The sequence below is a fragment of the Streptococcus sp. sy010 genome, assembly GCF_007859175.1.
In the GTDB taxonomy this organism is placed as follows: Bacteria; Bacillota; Bacilli; order Lactobacillales; family Streptococcaceae; genus Streptococcus.
This window is the reverse complement of sequence record NZ_VOHO01000001.1, coordinates 181,558-200,100: the sequence shown is the minus strand read 5'-3', so window position 1 is coordinate 200,100 and position 18,543 is coordinate 181,558. Positions and strand designations below refer to the sequence as shown.

Here is an 18,543-nt window from a genome sequence, read left to right as displayed (position 1 = left end):
TGATAACACTATATTTTTTCAAGGCAACCCGTAAGGACAATAAACTTTATCGCTGACGGTCTTAGGAAATCCTAATACCTCAACTGGGGTAGCTGGATTCGAACCAACGCATGAGGGAGTCAAAGTCCCTTGCCTTACCGCTTGGCGATACCCCAATACTTTCAGATTTTATTCTGAAAATGGAGAGAGAGGGATTCGAACCCCCGAACCCGAAGGAGCGGATTTACAGTCCGCCGCGTTTAGCCTCTTCGCTATCTCTCCTAAAACAAAATCTATTATAGCATAGCTTTTGTTTTTATACAAGCCCTTTTTCAGATTTTTTTAATGATTTAAGTTATAAAGTTCGATAATATGCCCAATCCCTTGATCAAAGGTCTTATAAAGGCTATCGACTGCTCCATTTTTTAAGACGGCAAATTGTTTATCTAGTTCAACCATCTCGCCAATGGTCTTTTTACCAATAACCACTTGATAACCTGCTACGTTTTGACCATTGACATCCAATTTGGCATCAAGGACTTGAACCTCAATTTTTTTATCTTTTTTACTCATGCTTGCCCCTTTCGTTTCTCATCCTATTTTACACAAAATAACCGCTACTGACAAGAACGAACTTGCTTTTCTCGTCAACATCAACTGTTATCAATACCAACCTGTTAGTTGATGAAGTTGATTTTCCAGTCCTGGCAAGTAACGTAAACACAAAAAGAGAACAATGGCAATAAGTAAACAGACTGATACCAATTTTACTAATTTCATCATCTTCTCCTAGTTTAAGTCTAAGTAAGCCTTCACGACTTCATCACTCGCCATACTATCTGCAATAAAACTTCCATTGCTAGTACGATCAGATAAAGAAAGTGCCGCTACATCTACTTGATAAATTTGATTTGATTGGGTATGAATGATTAGTTCTTGTGGACTTGCTCCAACATTTCCTGCCATATAGACACGATGAGGCTTGCTTTTCAGCTCACGCAACACTTGTAAGCCACGCTTAGCTCGACCTGTTACAGCTAATTGCTCCACAGCAACTTTCTTCACACTACCACGTTGGGTTAAGAGATAAAAAGCAGTGGATTGGACTGGAAAGACAGCTTGAACATGATCGTCATCTTTAAGATTCACTCCCTTAACGCCTGCTGCTTTTAAGCCCAAGATTGGTACTTCACTGGCTTCAAAACGTAAGCCATAGCCCATCCAGGTAAAGAGTAAAATTTCCTCTAATTGAATTGGGGCTAAGCTAAGCACACGGTCGCTTGCGTCTTTTAATTTCATAAAAGTCAACGATTTAGACTTGTAAGTTCGCCAAGGACTCAAGTCTTTTTGTTCAAAGCGTTTAATCTGACCTGCCTTAGTTGCCGTCAAGTACAAGGCACCTTCTGCCACTTGATCTAGCAAGTCCACTGCAATAATCTCTTCTTCTGCTGCAAAATTGCTAATGGTTTGCGATAGGTGTTCGCCAATATCTTTCCAACGGCTGTCTGTCAATTCATGCACTGGGCGATAAATGACATTACCAAGATTAGTAAAAAGATAGAGATGTTGTGTTGTTTTGGCTTGGCTAAGGAAAATCAAATGATCATCTTCACGCTTGCCGACCTCTGCCACTGTTGAAGCCGCAAAGGAACGTGGACTCGTCCGTTTAATATAACCTGCTTTAGTCACACTGACATAGGTATCCTCAGCCACAATCAAGTTGCTGCTATCAATCTCAATCGTTTCTGCCTGCTCTTTCAATACTGTCCGTCTAGGATTGGCAAAGGTCTTTTTCACCTGACGCAGTTCTTTTTTCATGACTTGATAAAGGGTAACTTCATCGCTGATAATAGCTGACAAGTACTGAATCTGCTCTTTTAGGGCTTGACTTTCTTCTTGTAAGATCACAATATCTGTATTAGTCAAACGATAGAGTTGAAGCGTGACAATAGCTTCTGCCTGTTCTTCTGTAAAGGCGTAGCTGATCTTGAGATTTTCTTTGGCATCTGCCTTATTCTCACTTGCACGAATGAGCGCAATGACGTCATCCAAAATCGAAATCACACGAATCAAGCCTTCAACGATATGGAGACGCTTTTCTGCCTTTTCCTTATCAAACTGAGAACGGGCTAAAATAATCTCTTTACGATGAGCAATATAGGCTGACAAAATCTTATGTAAGCCAACTTGTCGAGGCGTGTAATGGTCAATCGCTACCATGTTAAAGTTGTAATTGACCTGTAGATCGGTGTACTTGAAAAGGTAGTTAAGAATCGTCTGACTATCTGCGTCCTTTTTCAACTCAATCGCTAGTCTAAGACCAGTCCGATCAGACTCGTCACGAACTTCCAAAATACCTGGCACCTTGTTATTCAGACGCACTTCATCAATCTTCTTAACCAAACTCGCTTTATTGACTTCGTAAGGTAACTCTGTTACCACAATCTGTTCCTTGCCTGCCTTGAGTTTTTCAATACTGGTCAGACTTCTTAGCACCAAGCGACCTTTACCTGTTTCATAGGCTTTTTTCAAATCTTCTGTCCCTTGAATAATCCCACCAGTTGGGAAATCTGGTCCAGGCAGTAAAGTCATCAGCTTGTCTAAACTAGCCTTAGGGTGATCAATTAGATGAATGACCGCATCAATAACTTCGCCCAGATTATGGGGGGGGATGTCTGTCGCATAACCTGCCGAGATACCTGTTGCCCCATTGACCAAAAGGTTGGGAAAGGCTGCTGGTAAGACCGTAGGTTCTTTTTCAGTATCATCGAAATTCCAAGCAAAAGGCACCGTCTTTTTGTCAATATCTTCCAAGAGATAACCTGCCATTTCTGACAGTCTTGCCTCCGTGTAACGCATGGCTGCTGGCGGATCACCATCCATGGAACCATTGTTACCGTGCATTTCTACTAGAATTTCACGATTTTTCCAGTCTTGGCTCATGCGAACCATGGCGTCATAGATAGACGAGTCGCCATGAGGATGGAAATTCCCCATGACATTTCCCACTGACTTAGCTGACTTGCGATAGCCCTTGTCAAAGGTATTGCCATCTTTATTCATCGAATAAAGAATCCGACGCTGAACAGGTTTTAGCCCATCACGAATATCAGGCAAGGCCCGCTCTTGAATAATGTACTTGGAGTAACGCCCAAAACGCTCTCCCATGATGTCTTCTAAAGACATGTTTTGAATGTTGGTCATAGTATATAGTACCAAAATCTTTCTTTTGATATTAGTTCGTATTCTTTGATTTATTTGAACTTAGTTTAAAAGCCTGCAATTCTGTTTTCGAATTATAATTGACTACCGCTATTTTTCCATGAAGTTTCGTTGCCTCTTCAGATGACAATATTCTATCAATACCCTTAGCTTTTTCTATAAAATTGTTGATTACATGTTTATGTTTATGTTCATCTTCATCATCTAATTTATCTTTATCATAGTTATAAATAATCAATTCTGCATCTGTTTCCAATAAAGCATTAAAAATATTATTCCACCACCAAAAATCTGTTTTTCCCAAAGATAATCCATAAATTATAAATAAATCTGTCTCTTGAAAATATGACTTATATTTCTTATCATTTTGAGCCCAATAGGGTTTTAAAAACGGCTTAATATCTTCTTCGTTTAGAACCCCCCTCTCGGAACCAAAATATTTTTTAGGTTGTTCAACATTATCAAAACCAAATAAGATTGATTTAGGGATATTTTGATAACCATGTGGGTGATCAATGTTTACCATTAAATAACTAGGTACTCCCCATGTTTTTACACTATCATATCCTTTCGGATTAATATTAAAAGTAATTTGTCTATCAGACCTCTTAAACTTATGAGGATCATATTGTTCTCTGTCTAAATTCAAAACGTTATCTAACAATGAAGTGTAGTTAAAATTCAATATTTCCCAGTTGAATAAGCAATGACTTTCTTTGATTTGATATTTCATTTTATCTACAAGATGGATTTTTTTATAATTTTTTTCAGATAAATCTCCTAAAATATTTTCAAACGTGCTTATTGCTGTCTTATTTTCAGTAGCTTCTGTTCCTAATTTAGCCAAGTTACTAGGTGTAATAATTTCATTTAAAAAATTAGAAAACTCAATTTGAAAAACTTTCAAATTTTCTTTTAAGTCTTCAAGATTATTTCCTGTATCTTCTACTAATTCAATTAAAGAATTTTCAAAATCGCTCCAATTATCTTTATTACTCTCTTTATCTTCCTGCATTTTTTTAAAAAGTAGATTACTATTATCAAAATTCTTATTACAAAGATAGTTATAAAAATCTTGATATGTTGTTCTATATGGTAAATCTAAATATTCTGTTAATTGAATATCCACACCGTTACCAAATAAAGCCATAATATTAATTTGTCTACTTAAATTTTCAAAATCAGATTTAGAATAATCTCTGTATCCCATTTTTTATATCACCTCTAACTTCTTAATCAAACTAAAACACCGTCGCTTCTTCCAAGGTAAACTTGACATTGTCTTCAATCCACTGGCGGCGGGGAGCTGGTTTGTCGCCCATAAGGACAGATACTCGGCGTTCAGCACGAGCTAAGTCTTCAATGGTCACTCGAATTAGGGTTCTGGTTTCTGGGTTCATGGTGGTTTCCCAAAGCTGATCCGCATTCATCTCGCCCAGTCCTTTATAGCGTTGGAGAATGGCACCCTTGCCAAAGACTTGACGCAACTCTGCCAACTCACCATCAGTCCAAGCATAAGCGATTTGTTGGGTCTTTCCTTTACCTTTACTCATCTTATAAAGCGGAGGAAGAGCGATATAGACACGCCCTGCTTCGACCAAGGGACGCATGTAGCGATAGAAAAAGGTCAGAAGAAGGGTCTGGATATGAGCACCGTCTGTATCCGCATCGGTCATGATGATGACCTTGTCATAGTTACAATCGACTAGAGAAAAATCTGCTCCAACACCGGCACCAATGGTGTAAATCATGGTGTTGATTTCTTCATTTTTGAGAATGTCAGCCATCTTGGCTTTTTCAGTGTTAAGCACCTTACCACGCAAGGGGAGAATGGCTTGAAACTTCCGATCACGTCCTTGCTTGGCTGAACCGCCGGCTGAATCTCCCTCGACCAGATAAAGTTCATTCTTTTGGGGATTTTTAGACTGAGCTGGGGTCAACTTTCCTGACAATAGCCCCTTGTCCTTCTTGTTTTTCTTGCCATTACGGCTATCATCACGCGCCTTACGAGCCGCTTCACGAGCATCGCGTGCCTTAATCGCCTTGCGAATCAAGTTAGCAGCTAGCTCGCCATTTTCCATAAGAAAGAAAGTCAACTTATCTGTCACGATACCTTCAACCACAGGACGAGCCAAGGGACTACCTAACTTGTCCTTAGTTTGCCCTTCAAATTGCAAGTGTTCTTCTGGCACTAAGATTGATAGAACAGCCGACAAGCCCTCACGATAATCAGACCCTTCTAAATTCTTGTCCTTTTCTTTCAGCAGACCTGTTTTTCTAGCATAGTCGTTCATGACCTTGGTAATGGCTGTCTTAAAGCCTGTCTCATGAGTACCACCGTCTTTGGTGCGGACATTATTAACAAAAGATAGGATATTATCAGAAAACCCGTCATTGTATTGAAGTGCCAAAGCCACTTGAAACTCCGACTGCTCCCCCTCAATCGAAATGACAGGGGTCATGGTTTCCTTATCTTCATTGAGATAAGTGACAAAGTCCTCAACGCCTTTTTCATAGTGGAAACGTTCTGTCTGACCAGTTGTTTCATCTGTCAGAATCATGGTGACATTTTTTAGGAGAAAGGCAGATTCTTTCAAACGCTCGGCAATGGTATTGAACTTAAAGGTTGTTGTGGAAAAGATACTCGCATCTGGTAGAAAACGCACAGTCGTTCCTGTCTTAGACTTGGCTACTGTACCGATTTTTTCCAGAGTCGTCACGGGTTTGCCACCGTGTTCAAAACGTTGGCGATAAATCGCTCCGTCACGACTGATTTCAACTTCTAGCCAAGAAGACAAGGCATTGACTACAGATGACCCCACACCATGCAGACCTCCTGAAGTCTTGTAACCGCCTTGACCGAACTTACCACCTGCGTGAAGCACTGTAAAGATGACTTCAACCGTGGGAATACCACGAGCATGAAGACCAACTGGCATGCCTCGCCCTTGGTCAGCCACACTTAATGAACCATCTGCATGGAGTGTGACTGTAATTTCTTGACCAAAACCTGATAAGGCCTCATCAACAGCGTTATCGACAATCTCCCAAACCAAGTGATGTAGGCCTGCTCCGTCTGTTGAGCCAATATACATTCCTGGTCGCTTACGAACAGCGTCCAAGCCTTCTAGGACTTGAATCGCCTCATCATTATACGTTGTCGTTGTTATGCTTTGCTTAGCCATGCTGACCTCCACTTTTTTCATACTTTCTTATCTTACAGGTTTTTGACCATTTTTGCAAAGGAATTTTACAGTTTTTAGGAGTACTATGGTATAATAAACCTATGAATACCTTGATTTATCTTTTAATTGCCTATTTACTTGGCTCCATTCCAACAGGACTTTGGATTGGTCAGAAAATCTATGGCAAAAACTTGCGTGAGTTTGGCAGTGGTAACACTGGAACAACCAATACCTTTCGGATTTTAGGTAAAAAAGCTGGAACGGTGACCCTTCTTGTTGATCTCCTAAAAGGAACCTTGGCAACACTGATTCCTGTTTGGTTTGGGGGAAGTTGGCTATCTCCTATTATCATTGGCTTTTTTGCTGTGTTAGGCCACACTTTTCCTATCTTTGCTCAATTCAAGGGGGGAAAGGCTGTTGCTACTAGTGCAGGCGTTATCTTAGGCTTTGCCCCTCAATTTTTCCTTTATCTTTTGCTTGTTTTTCTATCCACTCTTTATCTAACCAGTATGATTTCTTATGCTAGTATCACTGTTGCTATCGCTGGCATACTTGGTATCCTAATTTTTCCCGTTTTTGGTGCCATTTTATCAAGTTATGATTTAATTTTTTCCTTAGTGATTATTTTAATGTCTATTGTCATTCTGCTTCGTCACAAGGATAATATGAAACGCATTGCAACAAAACAAGAAAATCTTGTTCCTTTTGGCTTAAACCTAACCAAACAAAAACCAAAATCATAAACAAATCACTAGTATTGCTAGTGTTTTTTTTGCAACTAAAAAAACTAGACGATACCGTCTAGTTTTTTAAAGTTAATCTTCTTTTTTTGTGCGTACTCCTAATAGACCAAAGAGCATTAGACCAAAGCCCGTAACCACACTAATCAAAGAGCTTGGACTTGCTGTCATCGGCAGCATCTTATCTGTTTGATGCTCCTGTGATGGTTTAGCAACTGGGCTAGCTACTTTTGTGACAACCATTGATTTTGGTGCCATTGATGAATTGGCAACAGGACTTGTTGAGCTTGCTGTCATTTGACTTGAAGTGGTTGGTTGTTCTGTCACTACTGGAGCAGAAGTCGTTGCTTTTTCTTGTTCAACTTTAACATCTGGCACTTGTTCTGATACTGGTGCTTGGTCTTTGTTAGTTTCTACTTCGACTGTTTCTACCTCTTCAGCTTCTTCTAACAATGCCATAAAATCAGCTGTTGAAATTGACACCAATCGTTCGTTTGGATTGATGGCTTCATAAGCTGACCAGTCAATGACATCTGCATAAGTTGAAAGATAATCTGCAAAAACAGTATCTAGAGATGGCCCTTCTTCACGAGAGCCACCCAACATGGTATAGCCATCACCACCAGCTGCTAAGAAATCATTAGTCGCTAAGTAATAACGTTTCGTCATTTCTAACGGCTCATACTCATCTGTTTCAGGATTATAGATCGAAATAGCAAGAATGCGTTTCACTGCATCTTGAGTGGTATCATAATAAACCAAAGCACCAGAAACATGTAGGAAACCACCATTTGGCTCCAAGAGTGGTTGACCATTTTCATCTAGGACAGATTCTTTGGTCTCAGCATTGGTTTGTAAAACAGAACCCAACGACTTGATAAACATAGCTTCAATTTCTTGACCTGTCATTTCAATTTGAGAAATGAAGTTACCAAATGGTAGAACTGCGATGACCCCACCCTTAGTAATTGGCTTATCTTTTTCCAAGGTCTTACGAATACCACCACCATTCATAACGGCTAGGTTAGTTTTATTGCTAAAACCTGTTTGACCATATTCAAGCATGGCATCTGTAATCAAGTTACCGATGTTGGTTTCACGAACACGAACATTCATACGATCAGCATCTAGCTCAACCGGGTTATTCGCGACAATAACTTCTGAATTTAGTTTTTCAAAATCAGCTTTGACTTGTGCCACTTTGTCTGCTACGGCGACATGAGGCACTGTGTCTTTCAAATCATTATAAGACAAAGACGTTGCTGTCATCTTATCTGGTGAAATCGTGATTTTCCCAATATTATTGAGGTAATTTCCTGTTTGTCCATAGACAACATTGTCACCATAATTAGCCGTTGCCAATGTATGAGAATGCCCATCAACAACAATTAAACGCTTGCCTTCTAGCAATTTACTTTGTGAAAAGGCTTCTGCCAACTTACCGCCTTGCCATTGTTCTAGGGTTGTTTGATCAATTCCCAAGTGTGAAAGAACAACATAATTTTTATATTCTTTACCCTCAGCCTGAGCACGAGCCTCTACTTCAGCAATGACTTTTTCTACTTCGGCAATCGGTTCTGTGAATGTGACACCTGGAATATTGCGTGGATGCGTCTTAGTCGTCGCTTCTGGTGTGGTTAGAGCGATCACAACAAATTCATCACCAGCAACGGTTTCGTCCTTATCAACAATGGTATAAGGTTGCATCAGACGAACACCATCTACATAGATATTGGCACTAATGATTGGGAAGGTCAATAGTTCTTTGAAACGTTTCAACTGATCTAAACCAAAATCAAACTCATGGTTTCCGACAGTCATCGCATCATAGCCAATCTGATTCATCAGAGCAACCATTTCTTCACCTTGCGTGCTATTTGTGATTGGCATTCCTTGTAGGGCATCACCACCATCTAAAAGTAGAGTTGGCCCTTGTTCACGGTACTCTTCAACCACGGCTGCTAGCTTAGCCATACCAAGCACACCACGACCTTCTTCCATGTTACCATGCATGTCATTAGTATGAAGAATGGTCACATCTTGTGTTGGTTCTGACGTGGCTGTTGTTGCCATCATTTCTTCTTGAGCCGTTTCATCCAGACTCGTTGTCATCATCTCAGGAGATTCTGACACAGGCTCTGTCGTATCAGCTACTTCTTGAGAACTTTCTTCAGAATCTGAACTTGTCATTTCTGTTTCAATTTCAGATGTTTGGTTTGAACTTTCTGTTACTTGACTTTCTTCTGTTGCCACTTGTTCAGTTGTGGCACTGGCTATTGGTTCTTCTGGCATCACAGGAGTCACTTCTTCTGCGTAGGTTTTATTAGCAACCAAGGCTGCGGAAAGAACTAACGTTGACAACAAGGGAATCATTCGCTTTTTATCCATCACAATCACCTCTCATAAATCTTAATACGCTTTCATCATACCAAAAACAAACATAGCTTGTCAATTAAAAACAAATCGTTTTACCTTTATTTTAACCAATCAATTGTTGATAGGTTCTGTTGATGTAAAAAATCATTGGTCTTAGAAAAAGGACGTGAGCCAAAAAAACCGCGATAGGCTGATAAAGGGCTTGGGTGAGCTGATTCTAACACTAGATGTTTGGGATTACTGATTAGATTTTTCTTTCGTCTAGCATAAGCCCCCCAAAGAATAAAAACGACTGGGCTTGTTTTTTGATTGATGACCTTGATAATGGCATCAGTAAACGGTTCCCAGACCTGATTCGCATGACCATTGGCTTGATGTTGGGGAACCGTTAAACAGGCATTGAGGAGCAAAACGCCTTGCTTAGCCCAACTGGTTAAGTCATGACTGTTGCGTTGCCCTAAATCATCAGCCAATTCTTTGAGGATATTTTGCAAAGAAGGAGGGGCAGGCAGACTATCTGGCACGGAAAAAGACAACCCCTGTGCTTGATTTGGGCCATGATAAGGATCCTGACCTAAAATCACCACCTTAACCTCTTCATAAGCAGTGACTTGAATGGCATGGAAGACCTTGTCCCTAGGGGGATAGACGATTCCTTCTTGATAAACCTTATCCATAAAGTAATTGATTTTTTGATAGTAACCAATCGGCAATTCTGCCTTGATTAAGTCATGCCAGCTTGAATGTTGCATTTTCTTCTCCAAAAAAATAAGTTTATTTGATGAAAGTATAGCTATTTTTCGACAAAAAAGCAATCTTCCACCAAATAAACCGATGTTATTATTGATAGCCAAGTCTAATACTTGTTAGAACGACGGAATCGCTTGGCAATTTCTTTTTCCGTCAATAATTGATTTTGATAAGACATGGATAGAACAAGACCAACACCGATGAGATTACTAATCATGGAACTTCCCCCCTGTGAAATGAAAGGAAGTGGAATTCCCGTTAAGGGAAGAATACCTAGACTGGCTCCGATATTTTCAAAAATATGAAAAAAAATCATCATGATAAAGCCTGTGGCAATATAGGTATAAAAAACGTTGTTTGATAAGAATGTAATCCGAATCATCCGGTAAATCAACAAGAGATACAAGCCCAAAACCAGAACTGAGCCAACAAAACCGAAATTCTCAGCAATCACTGTAAAAATCATATCACTTTCACGAACGGGAACAGCTAAGTCAAGCACATTAAATCCCTTACCAGTTAAGCCGCCTGTACCAATCGCAATCATGCCTTGCGTTTGTTGATAAGCAATATCTTGAGCATAATCAAAGGGATTAAGCCAGGCAGAAATACGGTTGATTTGGTAGGTGCCTATCCCCAAACGATAAAGCCATTCACGACCCGCTTCAAACGAAAAGATGGTCAGAAAAAGACCAAAAATAGCCAATAAGAAACCAAAGATGGCACCAAGAATTTTCCAAGAAATTCCTGATAAAACCGTTAAGCCAAGTAAGATAGCAAGAAAGACAATAGCCGTCCCAAAATCCTTTTGAAACCCTAACAGGACTAAGACTGGCAAAGTTAATAAGGTATAATAACCTAATAAAATCAGGTCTTCCTTAATATTTTCTTTGGAGCGTTTTTGATTGAACCATACAGTCAATCGAGAGAGGGCCAAAATGTAGGCAATCTTCATGAACTCCGACGGTTGAAAAAGCGTGATTGATCCGATGCTAACCCAGTTTTTAGCTCCGGTAGCTTCAACCAAACGAGGACTGAAAAAAATCAAAGGTAAAACCATAAGACTCAGACCCAAGAGATAAAACCAAGGTGTTCCTTTCCAGAGGAAACTGGTACTAAAAAACATCACAATAAAACCAATGACACAGCCTAAAAGAACCCAAATCAATTGTTGCCCCAGCATGAACCAAACCATTTGAGGATAATCTGTATTCGTTGCTACATAAACGGATAACAGCCCAATTAATAACAAACAAAAGACCGGCAGTAACAAGGAATAGTCAATACGACTATCCAGCGAAGGTTTTTTTCTCACAATAAGTCCTCATATCTCAATAGTTTAAAACAATAGAATAATAAACTTGTCAAAAAACAATAAAAAATAGATTAAATCATGCCATGCTATTTTTCAATGATTGATTTAAGCTATTTTTTATTTTCAACTTCTATCATGTCCCCTGCAGGAATCGAACCTGCAACGACTCCTTAGGAGGGAGTTGTTATCTCCATTTAACTAAGAGGACTAAGTAAAAAATCTGCCACAAGAGCAGATTTTATCAGGAAGAAACTCTGATTAACGACGAATTTCTTTGATACGTGCCGCTTTACCTTGCAATGCGCGTAGGTAGTAAAGTTTAGCACGACGTACTTTACCGTAACGTACGACTTCAATCTTATCAACACGTGGTGTGTGAAGTGGGAAAGTACGCTCAACACCGATACCGCTTGAAATCTTGCGGACAGTGTACATTTCTGAGATACCTTGACCTTTACGCGAGATAACCACACCTTCAAAAAGCTGGATACGCTCACGGCTTCCCTCAACAACCTTAGCGTGAACACGAACAGTGTCACCAGGACGGAATGATGGGATATCTGAACGAAGTTGACCTTCTGTCAAACTTTGAATTAATGGATTCATTTAATTTATTCTCCTTATCTTGCTAATCATTAGGTGCTTGTCCTAGCGGATTAGCCGTTTTTTGTATGTCCATTACATACGCTGATTATTCTATCAAACTATTACTTCATTTGTCAAGAATTTTACAGGGAAAATCCTAAAAAAATCATCAGCAATCCCCCTAGATAAGTCAACAAAAAATAAGTGATCACTTGCTTGTGATGGTCGGACCTATTCAATAATTCTACCTGAACACTTGAATAGGTCCCTAAACCACCGACCAAACCAACTGTTAACATGGGTAGGTAACTGGCAGATGAGAACTGCTTACTGGTATAAGCTAAAACAAAAGTCGCTAGTAAATTCGCCAAAAGGGTACCAAGTGGCAAATTAACTTTTTGATTAAGACCAGACAAATAATAACGCCCCATCGCCCCAAGTCCTGCAAAGACAGCAATGCCTACAAGCAACATCAATTTTCCCACCATTTTCTAACGACATAGCGACCTAAATAACAAGCTAGTAAGCCACCAAAAATATGCACTGTCCAAATTAAAATCATCTGTCCGTATCGACCTTGTTGAAATTGATCATAAATGACTAAAAAGGGACTTGCCATGGTGGTTAAACCACCAAAAAAACCAATTTGTAAAGCTTTAATCAACAAAGGGTCTATCTTTTTGGCCAAGAAATAACCTTCCAAACTCACTACTAGAAAAAAGACACCAAAAATGTTAATGAACAAGTTAGTCCAATCAGATACCAACCACTGATTCAAAAAATAGCGGAGTAAACTTGCTAAAGCAGCTAAAGTAAAAATTGCCAGTAATAATTGTTTAGTATGTTTCATGTTTAATCTAAGTAAAAAGTAACCTCACTCCTTTGAGCCAGATTACTTTTGATTTCTCTTATGCCAACTGTTCAGACAAAAGCTGAGCAAAGTTTTCTAGTTTTTCAATATCTGTATCTTCGGCAGCCAAATCTACCTTGACTGAATCAGCTCCTTTTGTTGCCCCCGTTTGAGCAAAAGCTTCTTCAAAATCATCGACAGCTTTACAAAATTCATCGTAGAAAGTATCTCCTGACCCAACGACGCCATAAATTTTCCCTGTCAAATCAAGTTCTTGCAAATCTTCGTAAAAATCAACGATTTCATCAGGTAATTCCCCATCGCCATAAGTATAACTTGCCACTACCATGATGTCTGCATCTTCAAAATCACTCGCATCAACTGCTGTGCATTCATCAATATCAACAACATGTCCCAAGTCTTTTAACTTATCAGCAACAATATCTGCAATTTCTTCTGTATTACCAGTCATACTAGCATACACTATTTTAGCTAAAGCCATTTTATCCTCCTAAAAATATGTTATTTATTATATCATATTTCAACGAAGGGAACAAACCATTTATTTAGGCTAAACGATTTATTCTTCAAAGTTATATTCTTCAAGAGAGTCAAAATAATAGGTTGCTACTACTTTCCAATTTTTTGTTTTAACCGAATCAATAGAATCACTAAATTCTAATTCACCATTACTATTAACGCGTGCTTGCAGGACTTCTTTTCCAATCTCATCTTTGACTAGGGCACAAGCAAAACCATCTATAAATTTTGAATTTATCTTCTCATCTTGGTTCCGATGAACCTTTCAACACATTGTCACTTTCTTTGATTCTGTGATATAATGGATAAAAAATAAAGAAAGTATCATTATGATGACAAATATCTTAGAAAAAATCAAAGCCTACTCAACCATCATTATTCATCGTCATCAGCGTCCTGATCCCGATGCTCTAGGTAGTCAAGTGGGACTGGCTGAACTGATTAAGCATAATTATCCAAACAAGACTGTTTTGACGGCAGGTCTTGATGTACCTAATTTGATGTGGTTGGCACAAATGGACAAGGTTGAAGATAGAGATTATCAACATGCCTTGGTCATTGTCACCGATACTGCCAATACGGCTCGTATTGATGATGACCGTTATCAAAAAGGAGACTACCTCATCAAAATTGACCACCATCCCAACGATGAACCCTACGGTGATTTAGTCTATGTCAATACCCAAGTTTCTTCTACCAGTGAAATGATCACTGAACTTGCCCTAGCTGCCAACTGGAAAATGTCTGATCGTGCTGCTTATTTACTCTATGCTGGTATCATAGGCGATACTGGACGCTTTCTTTATCCTGCGACTAGCAGTCGGACCTTGGAAATCGCCGCCTATCTAAGACAATTCTCCTTTGACTTTTCTGCTCTAGCACGACAGATGGATAGTTTTTCCTTGAAAATTGCCAAGCTACAAGGTTATGTCTTTGAAAATCTAGAAATTGATGAACATGGTGTTGCCTGTGTCACTCTCACCCAAGAACGATTAACTCAGTTTGGGGTGACCGATGCTGATACTGCAGCTATCGTGGGGAGCCCTGGTAAAATTGATAGCGTGCAGACCTGGGTGATTTTTGTCGAACAACCAGAAGGACATTACCGCGTTCGCTTGCGTAGCAAAGAAAAAGTCATCAATCAAGTAGCAAAAAAACATGACGGTGGGGGACACCCTCTTGCTAGCGGAGCTAATTCAGCCTCAGTCGAAGAAAACCAGCAAATCTATCGTGAGTTGCAAGAACTTTTTCAATAAATCTCAGCAAAAATCTTGACAAAAAAAAATAATGTGGTAGAATAAAATGGTTAATAAACTATGGCTTAAAAAAGCTATGGCAGAAAGGAATTTTTTAACATGAAAAAAGACATCCATCCAGAATACCGTCCTGTTGTATTCCTTGACACTACTACTGGTTACCAGTTCCTAAGTGGTTCAACAAAATCTTCAAAAGAAACGGTTGAATTTGAAGGTGAAACTTACCCACTTATCCGTGTTGAGATTTCATCTGATTCTCATCCATTCTACACTGGTCGTCAAAAATTCACTCAAGCAGATGGACGTGTGGATCGTTTCAACAAAAAATACGGTCTCAAATAAGAAACCATATCAAACTAGGTTTGAACTTAACTCCTTTTCGACTTATCGAGAAGGAGTTTTTTTATTAAATAAAAAAGCTATTCCAAGATTTTTCAACACTCTTGGAATAACTTTTAGAAGTCTAATCGACAAAATACAGCTTATTTTTTACCAAATGTATCTCTATATTTTTTATCAATTAAGGCATTACGCTTATACTTTGTTTGTTTTTCATCATAGGGACTAACAATAAATGCTAAAACAACAACCCCAATACAAGCTAACCACATAAGAAATTCACCCATCACTCTTTCTCCTTTCATATTTGCTACTTTAACTTAATTTTTTTGTAACTCTACAGTTAACTGATTCAAGATTTGTCTAACATGTTCCAAATCGACGATAAACCACTCGGTCACTCTAATTTCCTTACCCGTTGACGATTGGGTAACTAAGTCCACTCGTTTGTCTGCTAAGACATGGTGGAGATAACTTTCAACTTCTTTAGCCTCCATATTCTGAATCTCAAAAGATTCAATCAACTGAACTGGGGCAAAGAGATAGGTGGCTTCATTGACTGTGTTGCATAGACGTTTCTGAATATCCTTGGCCACCCCTATCTTATAAAGGTTAGCCATACTTAAAAAACGTTGATCTTGACCAGCATATTTGACAACATAGATGTGACCGGTTGTGACATTATTGTCAACTTGTTCACTTAGTAAGTCAATCTCATCCAAAGACTCTGTCACCAAGCGGCCTGAACGTTTGGTGTCGTAAAGTGAAGAAACCAGACTCAACAACCAAATATGATTTTCTGTCCCATTTTCATAAATAAGATGAACCTTATGTTTGCGAGTTGTTGACTCAGAAAACTCTTCTTTGGTGTCTGGATGATAAATTTTAGCCACATAAAGCATGATGCCATTATCAATATAAAAGTTCCCTTTTTTAATAGGGCTTTTTTGACTAATTTCAACGTCAGATATAGATTTAATTTGACGCTTACCACTAGCAATATCTGCTTGAACAGATTGAAATAAAACTTGATAGGGGGTAAAATCTGTCTTCATTCGTTTTCTGCTGGCTTTTTTATCTACTGCCGTTATCGTATGACGATAACGTTTAGTATTGAATAAACGGCTATCTGAGGAACTTTCAAAAAGACTGTCATCCTCTAAAATATCATCAAGTGTTTTTAGCATATTCGTCTCCTAGCAGGCCTAAGTCATCATATTTTCGTAATTTTTCCTGTCTGTCTTGACGTTCACGAATACCTTTTAAGCGTGAAAACAGGCTACGCTCTTTCAAATTAGTCACTGATTTCTGGGGTTCTCGACCATGTTCTCTGATCCAATCCATAATTTCATAAAAACTTTCAACTTCTGGATCTTGTTTCACAACTCGAAGTGGTCGAATAGTGGCAACTAATTTTTCAAAATCATCATCATTAAAAATATCATCTAATGTCGCAAACTCTTGGCTCATTTCCCTCTCCTTTCTCGGCGAAGTTGCTCTAATTTAACCAAAGCATGATATAGACGTTCTTCATCTAATTCCTTAGCATTTCGTTGTGGTAAACGACCATGTTCACGCTGAAATTCTTTAATTTTAGGATAAAGCATACGAAGTTCGTCTTCTGTAAACTCTACTTTTTTACTATCAAAGACACGAGCAATCAAATTCAAGGTCTTACTATCCACATCACGTGAAATCATTTCATAAGCATTTTGAAATGGATTAACACGATCTATCAAATCAATCGTCAAATCATCAATATTGACAAATTTATCTGCCATTTTAAGCAGTTGTTTGTTATCCTTATCAGGTTTGGCATTGGAGAGGATCAAATCTGAAACGGCATATTGACGCACTTCTTCAATTTCAGTCTGACTCAATTGCGGATACTGGGTTGCAATAACGCGTGGAATTAACTGCTTGTTGATGGTTTTACTATCTGCTCCAGCAACAATGGCTGCTTGGACAACATCGTCTTGAAGGATTGACGCTTTAAGCTCTGTTAAGTCTTGCTGAATAATTTGTTCTACTCGTGGGGTTGATGGTTTGACTAACCCTTTAATATAAATCTCTGCCCCTTTGGCTGTTTGGTTATTATTTTCCTTGGGCTTAAACTTAAAAGAAGGTGCTAAGACATTTTCCATCAATAAACTAGCTGTGATAGCTTTCATTAGATTATTCACTGAATATTGAACTTCATCATTTTCAGCATCTGGTTCAGCAATCAGATTGGTAAAGGTCGCTTCTGTCTTGTTGCTACTATCTCTGGTCACACGACCAATAATCTGAATGATTTCCGTTAAGCTAGCTCGATAGCCAATGGTTAAGGCATATTCAGCAAAGGGCCAATCAAACCCTTCTTTTGCCATGCCAAGTGCGATAATCATGTCTAAATCATCTAATTCTGTCATTCTAGCTAGGTAGGCTTGAACAACTTCTCGCCCTTCTTCTGTCACTAAATCAGCAATCTTTAATACCTTGCCACTGGCTGTTTTTAGTTGAATTAGTCCATTATCATCCTTGCCAAGATAGTCTCCTAGCAAATCTAACATTTCATCAACTTCGCCATATTTGTCCTTACTTGATTCGCCTGAGTTAACATTTGGAATATGGATAATGGTTTTCTTATCAATAAATTCTGGAATAAGATCTGGCAAAGCCTCCATATAATTACCTTGATAAAACTTATAGGCCATGTTAAACGATTTGAGGTACTCGTAACCTTCTAACTGTTCATAGTAGGTGTAGGTTACTCGGTCAAAATGTTCTTCATCTGCTGCATCAAGGATAGGGACACTATCACCTCGGAAATAAGAACCAGTCATGGCAAATACATGAGCTGTGGACGATTGCAACACTTCACGCAGAACATTACCCAAAACAGAATTATCATCTTGGGAGACATGATGAAATTCATCAATGGCTAATAGACAATTATCAAAATAACTAACATCTAGTTGTTCCCAAGCAAAACGAAGCGTGGCATGGGTACAGATTAAGACATTGTCAGTAGGATCTGTGGAATTCATAAAATTGACAAAACTCATCACCTTACTTCTAGCTGTGCCTACGGTTGTCAGGTTATTTTCTTCCTTCACCTGCCAATCCCAATAGTAGCCATAATCGGATAGCTTGGTTGAACGAAAGGACTTGCCGATTGAGCGTTCGGGAACGGCAATGATGGCTTTTTTCAAGCCTTGATTGTGTAATTTGTCAAGGGCAATAAACATGAGAGCTCGTGATTTACCAGACGCTGGCGGTGCCTTGACAAGTAGATGACGACTAGCTCGTTTCTCATAGACCCGTGCCTGCATCTCTCTCATTCCTAGTTGATTCGTATTGACCGAAGTTTTCTTTTGACCATAGTTAACTTGAAAGATTTTACTCATAAGTTGACTCCTTGGTA

18 protein-coding genes and 3 tRNA genes are annotated in these 18,543 nt (G+C 38.9%); 3 read left to right on the top strand and 18 right to left on the bottom strand.

Annotation, left to right across the window (positions count from 1 at the left end; translation table 11 throughout):
* Positions 1 to 83: 83 nt before the first annotated feature.
* The 6 genes from FRX51_RS01050 to parE all read right to left on the bottom strand — a co-directional run bounded on the left by FRX51_RS01050 (position 84) and on the right by parE (position 6,386).
* Positions 84 to 155, bottom strand: a tRNA-Gln gene (locus FRX51_RS01050).
* Positions 156 to 180: 25 nt separating this feature from the next.
* Positions 181 to 261, bottom strand: a tRNA-Tyr gene (locus FRX51_RS01045).
* 60 nt (positions 262 to 321) lie between these two features.
* The gene (locus tag FRX51_RS01040; protein WP_146495079.1) at positions 322 to 552 is read right to left on the bottom strand and encodes a DUF2969 domain-containing protein; all 231 of its coding nucleotides are present in this window, start codon (positions 550 to 552) and stop codon (positions 322 to 324) included.
* Positions 553 to 768: 216 nt separating this feature from the next.
* The gene (gene parC / locus FRX51_RS01035; protein ID WP_146495077.1) at positions 769 to 3,183 is read right to left on the bottom strand and encodes a DNA topoisomerase IV subunit A; all 2,415 of its coding nucleotides are present in this window, start codon (positions 3,181 to 3,183) and stop codon (positions 769 to 771) included.
* Between the two features lie 31 nt (positions 3,184 to 3,214).
* Positions 3,215 to 4,411: an AbiH family protein gene (locus FRX51_RS01030; RefSeq protein WP_146495075.1), complete on the bottom strand. Its 1,197-nt coding sequence runs from the start codon at positions 4,409 to 4,411 to the stop codon at positions 3,215 to 3,217.
* Positions 4,412 to 4,442: 31 nt separating this feature from the next.
* Positions 4,443 to 6,386: a DNA topoisomerase IV subunit B gene (gene parE, locus FRX51_RS01025; RefSeq protein ID WP_146495073.1), complete on the bottom strand. Its 1,944-nt coding sequence runs from the start codon at positions 6,384 to 6,386 to the stop codon at positions 4,443 to 4,445.
* 101 nt (positions 6,387 to 6,487) lie between these two features.
* Here parE and plsY point away from each other — a divergent pair, with 101 nt between their 5' ends.
* Complete coding sequence (gene plsY / locus FRX51_RS01020; protein WP_146495070.1) at positions 6,488 to 7,129, top strand: glycerol-3-phosphate 1-O-acyltransferase PlsY; 642 nt, start codon at positions 6,488 to 6,490, stop codon at positions 7,127 to 7,129.
* Positions 7,130 to 7,201: 72 nt separating this feature from the next.
* Here plsY and FRX51_RS01015 read toward each other — a convergent pair whose 3' ends face one another.
* The 8 genes from FRX51_RS01015 to FRX51_RS00980 all read right to left on the bottom strand — a co-directional run bounded on the left by FRX51_RS01015 (position 7,202) and on the right by FRX51_RS00980 (position 13,504).
* The gene (locus FRX51_RS01015) at positions 7,202 to 9,514 is read right to left on the bottom strand and encodes a 5'-nucleotidase C-terminal domain-containing protein (RefSeq protein WP_146495068.1); all 2,313 of its coding nucleotides are present in this window, start codon (positions 9,512 to 9,514) and stop codon (positions 7,202 to 7,204) included.
* An 86-nt stretch (positions 9,515 to 9,600) separates the two neighbouring features.
* Positions 9,601 to 10,254 (bottom strand): uracil-DNA glycosylase, encoded by a 654-nt coding sequence (locus FRX51_RS01010; protein ID WP_146495066.1) that lies wholly within the window; start codon positions 10,252 to 10,254, stop codon positions 9,601 to 9,603.
* 104 nt (positions 10,255 to 10,358) lie between these two features.
* On the bottom strand, positions 10,359 to 11,570 hold the full coding sequence (locus FRX51_RS01005; protein ID WP_146495064.1) for an FtsW/RodA/SpoVE family cell cycle protein: 1,212 nt from the start codon (positions 11,568 to 11,570) through the stop codon (positions 10,359 to 10,361).
* Between the two features lie 133 nt (positions 11,571 to 11,703).
* Positions 11,704 to 11,775 (bottom strand) — tRNA-Arg (locus tag FRX51_RS01000).
* A gap of 50 nt (positions 11,776 to 11,825) precedes the next feature.
* Entirely contained in the window at positions 11,826 to 12,173 is a 348-nt protein-coding gene (rplS, locus tag FRX51_RS00995) for a 50S ribosomal protein L19 (protein ID WP_146460089.1), read from the bottom strand.
* A gap of 122 nt (positions 12,174 to 12,295) precedes the next feature.
* Complete coding sequence (locus FRX51_RS00990) at positions 12,296 to 12,640, bottom strand: CrcB family protein (RefSeq protein ID WP_146495062.1); 345 nt, start codon at positions 12,638 to 12,640, stop codon at positions 12,296 to 12,298.
* Positions 12,625 to 13,002: a CrcB family protein gene (locus FRX51_RS00985; protein WP_146495060.1), complete on the bottom strand. Its 378-nt coding sequence runs from the start codon at positions 13,000 to 13,002 to the stop codon at positions 12,625 to 12,627. Before FRX51_RS00985 ends, FRX51_RS00990 begins: the two co-directional genes overlap by 16 nt.
* Before the next feature lie 58 nt (positions 13,003 to 13,060).
* Positions 13,061 to 13,504 carry a flavodoxin gene (locus tag FRX51_RS00980; RefSeq protein WP_146460081.1) on the bottom strand — a complete coding sequence of 148 codons (444 nt, stop codon included), beginning with the start codon at positions 13,502 to 13,504 and terminating at the stop codon, positions 13,061 to 13,063.
* A gap of 367 nt (positions 13,505 to 13,871) precedes the next feature.
* Between FRX51_RS00980 and FRX51_RS00975 the strand changes: the two genes are divergently transcribed.
* Both FRX51_RS00975 and FRX51_RS00970 read left to right on the top strand, forming a co-directional pair.
* Complete coding sequence (locus FRX51_RS00975) at positions 13,872 to 14,798, top strand: bifunctional oligoribonuclease/PAP phosphatase NrnA (protein WP_146495058.1); 927 nt, start codon at positions 13,872 to 13,874, stop codon at positions 14,796 to 14,798.
* A 99-nt stretch (positions 14,799 to 14,897) separates the two neighbouring features.
* Positions 14,898 to 15,140: a type B 50S ribosomal protein L31 gene (locus FRX51_RS00970; protein ID WP_146460076.1), complete on the top strand. Its 243-nt coding sequence runs from the start codon at positions 14,898 to 14,900 to the stop codon at positions 15,138 to 15,140.
* A 140-nt stretch (positions 15,141 to 15,280) separates the two neighbouring features.
* Here the strand turns inward: FRX51_RS00970 and FRX51_RS05785 are convergent, their stop codons facing one another.
* The 4 genes from FRX51_RS05785 to FRX51_RS00955 are packed head-to-tail and all read right to left on the bottom strand — an operon-like array spanning position 15,281 to position 18,526.
* Complete coding sequence (locus FRX51_RS05785) at positions 15,281 to 15,424, bottom strand: hypothetical protein (RefSeq protein WP_186627083.1); 144 nt, start codon at positions 15,422 to 15,424, stop codon at positions 15,281 to 15,283.
* A 33-nt stretch (positions 15,425 to 15,457) separates the two neighbouring features.
* Positions 15,458 to 16,324: a GIY-YIG nuclease family protein gene (locus tag FRX51_RS00965; RefSeq protein WP_146495056.1), complete on the bottom strand. Its 867-nt coding sequence runs from the start codon at positions 16,322 to 16,324 to the stop codon at positions 15,458 to 15,460.
* Entirely contained in the window at positions 16,308 to 16,607 is a 300-nt protein-coding gene (locus FRX51_RS00960) for a hypothetical protein (protein ID WP_146495054.1), read from the bottom strand. The genes FRX51_RS00965 and FRX51_RS00960 overlap by 17 nt, the downstream gene beginning before the upstream one ends.
* Positions 16,604 to 18,526, bottom strand: a complete 1,923-nt coding sequence (locus FRX51_RS00955) for a DEAD/DEAH box helicase (RefSeq protein WP_146495052.1) — start codon at positions 18,524 to 18,526, stop codon at positions 16,604 to 16,606. The genes FRX51_RS00960 and FRX51_RS00955 overlap by 4 nt, the downstream gene beginning before the upstream one ends.
* Positions 18,527 to 18,543 lie beyond the last annotated feature (17 nt).

Excerpts from the sequence above, each read along its gene's own strand:
- FRX51_RS01040 (WP_146495079.1), bottom strand. The coding sequence starts at position 552 with ATGAGTAAAAAAGATAAAAAAATTGAGGTTCAAGTCCTTGATGCCAAA.
- parC (WP_146495077.1), bottom strand. The coding sequence starts at position 3,183 with ATGACCAACATTCAAAACATGTCTTTAGAAGACATCATGGGAGAGCGT.
- FRX51_RS01030 (WP_146495075.1), bottom strand. The coding sequence starts at position 4,411 with ATGGGATACAGAGATTATTCTAAATCTGATTTTGAAAATTTAAGTAGA.
- parE (WP_146495073.1), bottom strand. The coding sequence starts at position 6,386 with ATGGCTAAGCAAAGCATAACAACGACAACGTATAATGATGAGGCGATT.
- plsY (WP_146495070.1), top strand. The coding sequence starts at position 6,488 with ATGAATACCTTGATTTATCTTTTAATTGCCTATTTACTTGGCTCCATT.
- FRX51_RS01015 (WP_146495068.1), bottom strand. The coding sequence starts at position 9,514 with ATGGATAAAAAGCGAATGATTCCCTTGTTGTCAACGTTAGTTCTTTCC.
- FRX51_RS01010 (WP_146495066.1), bottom strand. The coding sequence starts at position 10,254 with ATGCAACATTCAAGCTGGCATGACTTAATCAAGGCAGAATTGCCGATT.
- rplS (WP_146460089.1), bottom strand. The coding sequence starts at position 12,173 with ATGAATCCATTAATTCAAAGTTTGACAGAAGGTCAACTTCGTTCAGAT.
- FRX51_RS00990 (WP_146495062.1), bottom strand. The coding sequence starts at position 12,640 with ATGGTGGGAAAATTGATGTTGCTTGTAGGCATTGCTGTCTTTGCAGGA.
- FRX51_RS00985 (WP_146495060.1), bottom strand. The coding sequence starts at position 13,002 with ATGAAACATACTAAACAATTATTACTGGCAATTTTTACTTTAGCTGCT.
- FRX51_RS00980 (WP_146460081.1), bottom strand. The coding sequence starts at position 13,504 with ATGGCTTTAGCTAAAATAGTGTATGCTAGTATGACTGGTAATACAGAA.
- FRX51_RS00975 (WP_146495058.1), top strand. The coding sequence starts at position 13,872 with ATGATGACAAATATCTTAGAAAAAATCAAAGCCTACTCAACCATCATT.
- FRX51_RS00970 (WP_146460076.1), top strand. The coding sequence starts at position 14,898 with ATGAAAAAAGACATCCATCCAGAATACCGTCCTGTTGTATTCCTTGAC.
- FRX51_RS05785 (WP_186627083.1), bottom strand. The coding sequence starts at position 15,424 with ATGGGTGAATTTCTTATGTGGTTAGCTTGTATTGGGGTTGTTGTTTTA.
- FRX51_RS00965 (WP_146495056.1), bottom strand. The coding sequence starts at position 16,324 with ATGCTAAAAACACTTGATGATATTTTAGAGGATGACAGTCTTTTTGAA.
- FRX51_RS00960 (WP_146495054.1), bottom strand. The coding sequence starts at position 16,607 with ATGAGCCAAGAGTTTGCGACATTAGATGATATTTTTAATGATGATGAT.
- FRX51_RS00955 (WP_146495052.1), bottom strand. The coding sequence starts at position 18,526 with ATGAGTAAAATCTTTCAAGTTAACTATGGTCAAAAGAAAACTTCGGTC.